Here is a 10,875-nt window from a genome sequence, read left to right on the forward strand (position 1 = left end):
GTAAGATATATAAAAAAATAAAGCATTCTACATCTTATTAACTCGAAGCACTGGTATAAAAGCGCAAGGCAAACCGCCAAAATACAGTAGCAATAACAAATAAAAATAGTGCCAACACTCCCGCACCAACTACCCAGCCTAACTGAACTCTGCCTAACATTGTCTCGGCGGGAACTGTGGTGAGAAAAGCGACGGGAACGACAAAGGTAAAAAAGAAACGATAGGCAATAGGATAAGCTACCATTGGATATCGCCCTGCTTCTAATAATCCCCTTAATACCTCGGTAACGTTATAAATTTTGACAAACCAAATACTTGTCGCCCCTAGCATAAACCATAAGCTATAGAGACTGATAAAACCAAAGATTAGTGGAATCGCACTCAGTAAGTAGTCACCAATTGTTAAACCGAGTAGACTCCCAGCGTAACCGATAGTGATGCTGCCAAAAAGAAGATCGGGAACTCCCCAAGGGGAAAGGGTGTGGGTAGAAAGCCAAAATTGGCTGTTAATTGGTTTTAACAACACAAAATCCAACGTTCCCTGTTGGACATAGGTGACAATTTTGTTGAGATTGGGAGAGAGAAACGTACTGGAAAAGCCTTGGAGTAAAGTAAAAACTCCCAAGACGATTAAGGCTTCTTGCCATTGCCAGCCTTCAAAAGTATAACCGGTACGATAGAACAGGAAAAGTCCGAATAAACTGCCTGCAAGATTGCCGAGGCTGGTGAGGGTTGCTAAAACAAAATTAGCGCGGTATTCTAGCTCAGCCGCGATCGCGGCACTCCATAACAGCTTAATTACATCTAAGTATCGATTCACGTTAAGACTGTCATTGGTCATTGGTCATTAGTCATGTGTAAATCCGATCGCGATCGACGCACTCTAGAACTGCGTGTCTCATGACTCTAGCAGGAATGCTATATGTAGGCGATTGGCTCTCAGCGCCAACCTCTCATTACTGATTCTAAACGAGATATTCCTACTTATCTGCGATCGGATAATCCATGCCCGCCCAGATCGACTAAATCTGGTAGGATAAATGTTTTTGTTGCGTGTTGAGAACTATTTTCCAATAAATCGACGTGACGAGTTTCCATCAAATCGATATGACGTGTTGGCATATGTTGTTTCGATCTGCGAGAAGAACGGCTACCTCTAATCTCAAAATACTGTAGAGTCTTGGCAGCTTCAGCATCCACCGGACGCGAGAAGAAATAACCCTGTCCGTAATCGCATCTTAAGGCTTGCAATTGATACATTTGCTTTTTCGTTTCTACTCCTTCAGCAACCACATTGATGCCCAGGTTCCAAGCCATAGAGACGATAGTACGGATCATCTCAATTTTTTCTGGATCGCAATCAATATCGTTAACGAAAGAGCGATCGATCTTCAGCGTATCTATGGGTAGGCGGTGAAGATAGCTGAGGGAAGAATAACCCGTACCAAAATCATCGATCGCCAATTGAATTCCCAAAGTCTTCAACTGCTGCAAAATAGCAACCGCAGCATCAACATTATCCATCAGTACGCTTTCAGTAATTTCCAACTTTAGGCTACTGGGAGAAAGCCCAGTTTTGTGCAGAATTTGTTTAACTTCCCGCGCCAGATTGGGTTGCGTCAATTGCTTGCCAGAAAGATTGACATTCACTGTTAATCGAGAGTCAACTACAGAATGCTGCTGCCAAGTGCGTAACTGCTGACACACTTGTTCGAGTATCCACCAGCCAATCGGGACGATCGATCCAGTTTCTTCGGCTACAGGAATGAATTCTGCGGGTGATACCCAGCCTCGTTGGGGATGCTGCCAACGAATTAATGCTTCAAATCCAGCAACTCGTCCGCTATTGAGCGAGACAATCGGCTGGTATACTACCATGAACTCTTTTTGTTCTAGCGCCCGCCGCAGGTCAATTTCGAGCTGCATTCTAGCGATCGCCCGATCGTGAATGGCAGGTTCAAAGACTTCCGATCGCGCTTTCCCCATAGCTTTAGCACGATACATGGTCATATCGGCATCTCGCAGCACGTCTTCCGAATGCTCGTACCCGCTATGACTTAAAGCAATCCCAATACTAGCGGTGCAAAAAACTTCATTGCCTTTGAGGTTGAAGGGGGTTGACAATTCTCGATGAATTTGCTCTGCAATCTGCCGAACTCGAAGAGCGTCGCAATTTTCCAGCAGGATTGTAAACTCATCTCCTCCTAACCTAGAGAGAGTGCTATTGGATGGTAAGCACGCTTTTAAGCGAGTTGCGATCTCCAAAAGGAGGCGATCGCCCATAGCATGACCTAAACTATCGTTGACCACTTTAAAGCGATCGAGATCTAAAAATAGGAGGGCAAATTGAGATTTCGGGTCTTGTTTTGTTTGGTGAATGGCTTTTTCTAATCGATCCATGAACCAGAGACGATTTGGTAGACCTGTTAACCCATCGTGGAAAGCATCGTGAAGTAATTTCGCCTCGGCTGCCTTATTTTGAGTAATATCAGTTTGAGAACCCGCCATGCGGTAAGGTTTGCCTTCAGAATTGCGCACGGCTAGCCCCCGACAAAGCATCCAACCGTAGCTACCATCTTGGCGCAATAACCGATATTCAGTTTCAAAATGGTTGGTTAATCCTGCTAAATGGGCGCTTAATTCTCCTTGGAACTTAGCTTTATCTTCAGCATGTATGCGATCGAACCATTCCGCTAAGCTATTACCTATTTCTTTCTCCTCGTAGCCCAACATCGATTTCCAACGAGGAGAATAATAAATATGATTACTTTTGATACTCCAGTCCCACAAACCATCGTGAGCGCTCTGAGCGATTAAAGCATAACGTTCGCGGCTCTCTTGCAGTGCTTTTTGTGCTTGGTGGAGTTCGTTGATTTTTGTTTGTAATTCGCGATTCGATCGCGCCAATTGCTTGTAAAGTTGAGTTTGGTGTAAAAGTCGGCGGACTCGCTGCCGTAAAACAGCCCAATGAATCGGTTTTGTCACAAAGTCGCTTGCACCAGCGCGGAAGGCACGATCGACTGATTCTTGGTCTTCCAGAGCCGTGATAATTAAGATAGGTGCGTGTTTGGAGCGAGAAAGAGCTTGTAGCTGACCGCAGCAAGTAAAGCCATCCATCACGGGCATGAGTGCATCGAGCAAGACCAAATCTGGATGACATTGAGTATACGCCTCTAACGCTTGCTGTCCGTTTACCGCTTCTACTACCCTGTAGCCATCCTTCTCCATTGCTTGACGCAGTAAAATCCTCATGGTTCTATCGTCGTCCACCACGAGGATTAAGGGTGTAGTTGAAGAGACGGGGTTAGAGTTCATAGTGACGAACACCCATGAAAAATAGGAAAGGTTAGTTGAGTTGCAGTAGAGGAGAAATACTTTTTGCACTGCCAACTGTTTAGTGTTGCCAGTACTTTGATTGCCAGTATTGCTACTGGCGATCGCTTTGAGAGAATCCATTGGATCTCGTAGCTTCACTATGGACTACCATTGGCAGCTTTCACATCGAGTAAATCACGCAATTTTGTCCCGATTTCATAAATTTTTGATAAAGAAAATTTGGGGGAAATCAGAACATTCTCCCTGCTCTCTGCTCCCTGCTCCCTATTCACTGATAACTGATAACTGATTCCGGGAATACTAAATGCGAACGTAGCGTGAAGCATTTGTCGGATTGGAAATTAAGATATGGCTTCTAGTCGAATAGCAATTGGCAAGATAGCACGGCGAACATTATTAAAAATAACAGTGAGAGTAACTCTTTTGATTATTGCTGCTAGTGCGATCGGTTATCTTCATATTTTATCGAATTTAGAATCTCATGTACGAGAAGACCTCAAACAATATGTAATTGAACGAGGTCGGCAAGAGAGTGATTTTTTGGCTTTAGCAGCAACTCAGGACGAGCGACGCTTAGCTTCACTTGATAATGACATTCTGCTCGACGATCTAGTTAAGAGAACGACAAACGAGTGGTTGCCAGGATCTTACAGTATGATTTTTCACTCCAACGGTCGCCTAATTGCTCATTCAGATTTGATGTCACAAATTCAAGCTAGTCAGGGGAAATTTTATCTCGATCGAGCGGGTGATTTGCATTTGCAAACTATTTTTAAATTAGTCAAGCATATTCAACCTGGAGAAATAGTAATAGATAACGTTAAAAATAGCGAGTATCTTGCTGTTACTAGCATTCCCGCTCTGAATTGGTATTTTGTAGTTGTCCTCCCCAAGTCAATTTTGTTCCAGCAGGCATGGTCTAACGCTAAATTTATCCCGATCTTAGGGCTATTATCGCTATTAATAGAAGTTGCCTTAATATTTGTCACTTTACGTCAGCAAATTGCTAAACCTTTAAGGAGATTGCTGACAGCCACAGAGCTGATTGCAGCGGGAAACTTAGATGTCCAACTAGATGCCGATAGACAAGATGAATTGGGCTATCTAGCAACATCATTTAACAAGATGGCAAATGCGATCGCTCATCGGGATGCCCAGTTGGCAGATCAAAATACGAAGCTAGAACAAGAAGTAGCCGCGAGAACAGCAGCTTTACAGACAGCCTTAGAGCAAGCAGAAGCCGCTAGTATGCAGCTTGTGGAATCAAAAACAGCATTGGAAGTGTTGCAATTGGAAACGCAGATGGCTCGTACCGCAGCTGAGGCTGCCAATCAAGCTAAAAGTGCGTTTCTTGCCAACATGAGCCATGAAATCCGTACTCCCATGAATGGAGTTATCGGCATGACAGGTTTGCTACTCAATACATCTCTAACTCCCCAGCAGCAAGATTTTGTAGATACGATTCGCAGAAGCGGCGATGCTTTACTGACAATCATCAACGACATTCTAGATTTTTCCAAAATTGAATCAGACAAGTTGGATTTGGAAGAACAACCCTTCGATTTGCGAGTTTGCATTGAAAATTCTCTCGACGTGCTAGCTCCTCAAGCTGCGGAAAAGAATCTGGAGCTGGCTTACCTGCTCGATCCACAAACACCAGATACGATTGTGGGAGACGTGACGCGACTGTGTCAAATTCTAGTCAACCTGCTGAGCAATGCAGTGAAGTTCACGGAGCATGGAGAAGTTGTAGTTTCAGTCACGACTAAAGAGGTAAATAGTAGCGAGTATCTAGAGGGAAGAAAAAAAGAGCAACTGCCGCAGACTGCCGACTATCTCATGCCGACATTCTATGAAATTGAATTTGCCGTTAAAGACACTGGTATTGGAATTCCTGCCGATCGCATGGATCGGTTATTTAAGTCCTTCAGTCAAGTCGATACTTCGACCACTCGTCAATATGGCGGGACGGGGTTGGGTTTAGCAATTTCTCAGCGATTAACTGAGATGATGGGCGGGAGAATGTGGGTAGAGAGCCAAGTCAGTGTTGGTTCTACCTTCTACTTTACGATTACCGTAGCAGCACCCAATATCGTGCAAAATGAGAGTTCCTATATTTTGCCGCAATTGAACGGTAAGCGTTTGCTAATTGTGGATGATAGTGCCACCAATCGTAAAATTCTGATGTTGCAAGCTCAATCTTGGGGAATGCTTCCCCGTGCGGCTGCTTCTGGTGCAGAGGCATTGGAATGGTTGCAACGTGGAGATCCGTTCGATCTAGCAGTGTTAGATATGCAAATGCCGCAGATGGACGGTTTGAGCCTAGCGACAACCATCCACCAACAACCTAGCTATCGCAAGCTACCTTTGCTCCTGTTGACTTCTATGGGTAAGCCAGAAGTCGCCAGTCAAAGTACAGCAGTCAAGTTATCTGCCTGTCTGACAAAGCCTGTCAAACAATCTCAGCTCTATAACGTACTGTTGCAAATTTTGAGCGAACAGTCGCAGCCATCCCAAGTTGCACCATTTTTGCCTAAATCCTCAACTCTTAGCGCTCAGATGGCGCAAACTCATCCTTTAAATATTTTATTAGCTGAAGATAATACGGTGAATCAGAAGGTAGCGTTATTAATGTTACAGCAGATGGGATATCGGGCAGATGTTGCTAACAATGGACTGGAAGTTCTAGCCGCGCTGCAACGTCAGCCTTACGATGTCGTATTGATGGACGTACAGATGCCAGAAATGGATGGATTGGAGGCAGCAAGACAAATTTGCCAGCGTTGGTTCTATCCGCATAAACCGCGAATCGTGGCTATGACTGCAAATGCCATGCAAAGCGATCGCGAAGCCTGTTTCTATGCTGGTATGGACGATTACCTAACTAAACCCGTGAAGATCGAGCATTTGGCTCAGGCTTTGAGTCAGTGCCATCCCGTAGGAGATGGGAGTCGGGAGTCGGGAGTCGGGAGTCGGGAGAAGAGAGCTGAAGGAGCTGAGGGAGAAAAACCACGCGCCACTAGCCACCAGTCACTAGTCACTCACTACACCCCACACCCCACACCCCACACCCCACACCCTTTCTTTACGCATCACGTATCACCTTTATCCTCTCCTGTAATTGATCCTAAGGCATTGCAAGCATTAGAGGAGATAACAGGAGAAGGTGGAGCAGCTACGATCGCAGTAGTAGTTGATGCTTATTTAGAGGATGCACCGAAATTAATTCAAACAATGCAAATCGCGATCGCATCTGTAAATGCTACAGAATTACAACGAGCAGCCCATACTCTCAAATCTAGTAGCGCTACTTTGGGGGCAATGCATTTCAGTCAGCTATCAAAGCAATTAGAAATCATCGGCCGTAATGGCACAATTGAATTCCCAAAGAGTAGAGAAATTGTCTCTGAGCTTGAGGTTGAGTACATAAAAGTTAAAGCAGAACTAAAGAAATACTTAAATCCTACTGAGTTATCAAATAACTCGTAGTACTGATTACAAAATATTTTCAGCTTGTTGACTCGTTAAATTGCGTCTGATATTGTGGCGTTGGAATAAAGTAAGAGTAAAGTCAATATTAGTAGCTGCCAATCGAAATTACTTTCTCTCATTTAATTGAGTGTTGTCTGGGCAGTTCGTTCGAGTCAATTGTATGTCAAGTGTTCGTCAGTGCGAACAAAATATTTTGGCAATCAACCCATCAATCGACGTTGACTCTCAACATAGAATCCACGGCAAGTCATAGAGAAGGAGAATAACAACTTAATCAATTTAACGATCCAGGTTCGAGACAAGAAACAGCAGACAACCATATCCTCAAATAAGGAGAGTGAGCCATGTTTCAAGTCGGCGATCGCGTTATTCATCACGCTAGCGGACAATCTGGCAATGTCATCGGTTACGGACACCAGATTATTGATGGAGTTTATCAGCCAACCTTAATAGTCAGAGTCGTGAGAGATAGGGAATTAGGACAAACAGGTGTAGTTGAAGACTTATCAGCTAACTGGATACCGAGTGAAGAGGAAATACACTCGCAAGTTGCTTGAATTAAATTACATAAATTAAATGAGAGCGCACGATTTGGCGCTCTTATTTTTTGCGATCGAGTAGAGTCTGACGCGCTATGCCGTACCCTATTCACCAATATCCTCATTCCAAAGAGAGGGATTTTTTTCAATAAAATCTCCCATCATTCGCTTGCACTCATACATATTTAAATCGATAACTTCTACGCCATGTGTCTCCATAAAGTCTTTGGCTCCAGCAAAGTTGGCAGATTCAGCCGCAATCACTTTTTTAATCCCAAACTGCACCACAGCACCAGCACAGAGATAGCAGGGCATCAACGTGGAATAAAGAGTTGTACCTTTATAGTTACCGATTCTACCTGCGTTGCGGAGGCAATCGATTTCTGCATGGGTCACAGGATCGCCGTCTTGAACTCGCTTATTGTGTCCCTTACCGACAATTTTGCCATCTTTGACTAGTACCGAACCAATGGGAATACCTCCTTCTGCTAACCCTTGTTGCGCCTGGGCGATCGCCGCTGCCATAAACTCGTCCATTAATAATTCTCCAATTTATGTCTAAACAACTCGTACTTATGGATTGTGACGGTGGTGTAGATGATTATCTAGCAACTATGCTACTGATGACGATGGAACGGGTTGAATGTCTGGGTGTTGTTGTCACTCCAGCTGATTGTTACGCTCACGCCGCCGTCAGTGCTACCCGTAAAATTCTCGATTTCATGGGATGCGATCGCATTCCAGTTGCAGCTAGTACCGTGCGCGGGATTAATCCTTTCCCCCGTCTCTATCGTCGCGATTCCCTAATTGTCGATTGCCTACCCATTCTCAACCAGCAAGATACCATTCGCACGTCTTTGGTTGAGCAAACAGGTCAGGAGTTTACGATCCATACCTTGCTGAATGCGCCAGAACCCGTGACTTTAATGGTAACTGGTCCCCTAACCACTATTGCAGTTGCTTTAGATACAGCTCCAGAAATCGAAGCTAAGATTCAACGCCTGGTTTGGATGGGTGGAGCGCTGAATGTTCCTGGTAATGTGGAAAAAAGCATCGAACCAGGACAGAATGGTTCGGCGGAATGGAATGCTTACTGGGATGCAATGGCTGTCGATCGCGTTTGGCAGACACAGATTCCGATTGTGATGTGTCCTCTCGATTTAACAAATAATGTTCCAGTCACAGCTGCGATCGTGCGGCAAATGGGCAAACAGCGTCATTATCCTCTCTCAGACTTGGTAGGACAGTGTTACGCCTTGGTCATTCCTCAAGATTATTATTTTTGGGATGTGTTAGCCACAGCGTATCTGGCTCATCCAGAGTTTTATCAACTACGGGAATGGGAAACCACAATTATGACTACAGGTGCAAGCCAAGGTCGCACCAAAATTCAACCTAGCGGGCGCAAAGTTCAAGTCATGGAGCGAGTCGATCGCGAGAAATTTTATGACTACATATTACAGCAGTGGCAAAGATGAGGGAGCAGGGAGTAGGGAGCAGGGAGCAGGGGAAAGAGAGCTGAGGAGCAGAGGAGTAGAGGGAGAATTTAATTCTGAATTCCGCGCTTCCGAATTCCGAATTCTCCCCACACCCCATACCCTATTTGCTACCAGCCACCAGCCACTCATCATCAACCGTCGCTTTCTTAAAAATATGTAGATTTTTATTAACAATTGCTGCGTTTATCTACTCCTAATGGACTAAGTAATAATACTTGAGCAGTTCAGAGTAAATAAATGTTAAGAAATAAATAGTAATCTTGCATAAAATTCTCAAAAAATTTCATAATTAATCCTAATTAGATCCAAATTTGAGTGACCTGCAAGAAGTATCTAGGGATATTTAGCCTAGTGAAGCAATTTCAACTGCAAGCGAAATAGTATAAAAGGAAACAAGTGCTGTCAGATAGCAGAGGGCAGCGCGAGCGATCTTGTGTTGCGATCGCCGTCTAGTTGAGTTTTTCAGAAGTTGCCGTCAATCTCATCGTCAGAAGCCAGGAGTATTGCAAATGTTCGGTTCGATCAAAAAAATACTGAGTGGGATAGTGTCCTTCTTTATAGGTTTTTTCAGTAGCAAGAAATCCTTGGAAGGTAAACCCGATAAACCTCGCAAGCGTAATGGTTATTTTCTTGAATTAGAAGAAACAGAAGTCCCCAAAGAACTAAAAGCTGCTGCTAAATCAATTGCTTCAGCAACCAACGAAGTTAAGGCAAAAGCGTCAGAACTCGTCACTGCTGTAACAACCAAAGAATCTGAGTCTAACGCTCAAGCAGAGCCAGCTAAAGCAGAGAAGGTAAAAACTGCCGATGCGGTTGCACCAGCTAAAGCAGAAACGGCAAAAGCTGAGACTCCTACCAAAAAACAACCCCCTAAAGCAGAAGTAGAATTGGTGCAAACTGCTGAGGGAGTCAAAGCTCAGGTTGTCAAGCCAACCAAACCAGTGAAAGCTGTTGCTGATAGCAATGGTAAGGCTGCTACATCTACATTTGCGCCCAACTACCTGATGCCGTCTGCTTCCAACAGCCGTCGTCGCCCTGGAGCAAATATGAATTCTTTCTTGGATATGGCACGCCAAGTAAAGACTCCTGGTTAGATTGAAGTCGAAAATGTAGAGTGTGGCGATCGCCTCTCTACATTAATTTTTCCTTCCTTTTAAGAAAACTAATCCACTGTAGAGATGGAATGCTGCATCCCAGTTAGTGGGATCGCGGCGGAACAGATGGATGTGAGATGGAATTGGAGCGAGCAAATCGCTCCAATCCAAAGCTGTATTGGCAAAAATGGTAAAATCCGACCAGGATTCAGCGCGTTCGAGTTTTTGGTCGAGAAAATTCTGTAAATGATTCCAGTTGATTCTGACAGTTGTTTGATTGTGCGTTTGCTGCGCGGAAAAAGGAATGCCATTGTGGAACATATAATTGCGATCGCATAGTCGCACGATATAACCGCGATCGCTTAAGTGTAAATCACAGAATTGGGCGTAGTCTTGAGTCTGAGTTTTGCGTTGTAGCTTGCCACGCACATTTAGGTCTACGACTTGCTCGAAAAGGGGTAGTAATCCCGTCACTTTATGAGTCACTTCCGACCATTGAAAGCTCAGAAAACTCAGCTCATCTACTTCATTTTGACAAACAACACTGGCTGCTGGAGCGACTTCAAAATATCGCGCTTGAAAAACTTGGATTTGTTCGATTTCTGCCAAAGTTGCCCAAAAACAAGGAATGTCAGCAGCTAAAAGTTGTTGACCAAAAAATTGTAGTTCGCCAATTGCTCCTGCACGATACAGCCGCCAACCGCGACTTGGTAGCTGAAGTCGAGCTGTATAGGGATCGATCTGCATGATTTGGGATAAATTGCGGGCGGCTTCAGACTTGCGATCGCTAGCAATCGGTTCTAATACCAACACGCCTTTTTGCATATTATCTGGAGCGGCAATAGCTTGGGCGATCGCCTGCTGGCGTTGTGCCTTTATAAGTGATTCAATGCGGGTTATACCCTGACGCGCTTG

Annotated in this window: 10 protein-coding genes; 5 read left to right on the forward strand and 5 right to left on the reverse strand. The window is 44.5% G+C overall.

Going from position 1 to position 10,875, the window contains the following annotated elements; translation table 11 throughout:
• Positions 1 to 37: 37 nt before the first annotated feature.
• From ACRC32_RS28115 to ACRC32_RS28125, 3 genes are all read right to left on the reverse strand, one after another.
• Positions 38 to 820 (reverse strand): ABC transporter permease, encoded by a 783-nt coding sequence (locus tag ACRC32_RS28115; RefSeq protein WP_438557076.1) that lies wholly within the window; start codon positions 818 to 820, stop codon positions 38 to 40.
• Positions 821 to 984: 164 nt separating this feature from the next.
• Complete coding sequence (locus ACRC32_RS28120) at positions 985 to 3,456, reverse strand: EAL domain-containing response regulator (RefSeq protein ID WP_438557063.1); 2,472 nt, start codon at positions 3,454 to 3,456, stop codon at positions 985 to 987.
• Between the two features lie 17 nt (positions 3,457 to 3,473).
• Positions 3,474 to 3,662: a hypothetical protein gene (locus ACRC32_RS28125; RefSeq protein WP_438557064.1), complete on the reverse strand. Its 189-nt coding sequence runs from the start codon at positions 3,660 to 3,662 to the stop codon at positions 3,474 to 3,476.
• Between the two features lie 22 nt (positions 3,663 to 3,684).
• On the opposite strand from ACRC32_RS28125, the gene ACRC32_RS28130 reads away from it, so the two are divergent.
• The gene (locus tag ACRC32_RS28130; protein WP_438557065.1) at positions 3,685 to 6,825 is read left to right on the forward strand and encodes a response regulator; all 3,141 of its coding nucleotides are present in this window, start codon (positions 3,685 to 3,687) and stop codon (positions 6,823 to 6,825) included.
• 347 nt (positions 6,826 to 7,172) lie between these two features.
• Positions 7,173 to 7,385, forward strand: a complete 213-nt coding sequence (locus tag ACRC32_RS28135) for a hypothetical protein (protein ID WP_015157043.1) — start codon at positions 7,173 to 7,175, stop codon at positions 7,383 to 7,385.
• An 87-nt stretch (positions 7,386 to 7,472) separates the two neighbouring features.
• On the opposite strand, the gene ACRC32_RS28140 is transcribed toward ACRC32_RS28135, so the two are convergent.
• Entirely contained in the window at positions 7,473 to 7,904 is a 432-nt protein-coding gene (locus ACRC32_RS28140) for a nucleoside deaminase (RefSeq protein WP_438557066.1), read from the reverse strand.
• Between the two features lie 17 nt (positions 7,905 to 7,921).
• Here ACRC32_RS28140 and ACRC32_RS28145 point away from each other — a divergent pair, with 17 nt between their 5' ends.
• From ACRC32_RS28145 to ACRC32_RS28155, 3 genes are all read left to right on the forward strand, one after another.
• Positions 7,922 to 8,845 (forward strand): nucleoside hydrolase, encoded by a 924-nt coding sequence (locus ACRC32_RS28145; RefSeq protein WP_438557067.1) that lies wholly within the window; start codon positions 7,922 to 7,924, stop codon positions 8,843 to 8,845.
• Entirely contained in the window at positions 8,814 to 9,026 is a 213-nt protein-coding gene (locus ACRC32_RS28150) for a hypothetical protein (protein ID WP_438557068.1), read from the forward strand. The genes ACRC32_RS28145 and ACRC32_RS28150 overlap by 32 nt, the downstream gene beginning before the upstream one ends.
• 424 nt (positions 9,027 to 9,450) lie before the next feature.
• The gene (locus ACRC32_RS28155) at positions 9,451 to 9,960 is read left to right on the forward strand and encodes a hypothetical protein (protein ID WP_438557069.1); all 510 of its coding nucleotides are present in this window, start codon (positions 9,451 to 9,453) and stop codon (positions 9,958 to 9,960) included.
• A gap of 42 nt (positions 9,961 to 10,002) precedes the next feature.
• Here ACRC32_RS28155 and ACRC32_RS28160 read toward each other — a convergent pair.
• On the reverse strand, positions 10,003 to 10,875 hold an 873-nt coding region (locus tag ACRC32_RS28160; protein WP_438557070.1), incomplete at its 5' end, for a tetratricopeptide repeat protein.

It is taken from the genome of Chroococcidiopsis sp., assembly GCF_051657925.1.
GTDB lineage: Bacteria > Cyanobacteriota > Cyanobacteriia > Cyanobacteriales > Chroococcidiopsidaceae > Chroococcidiopsis.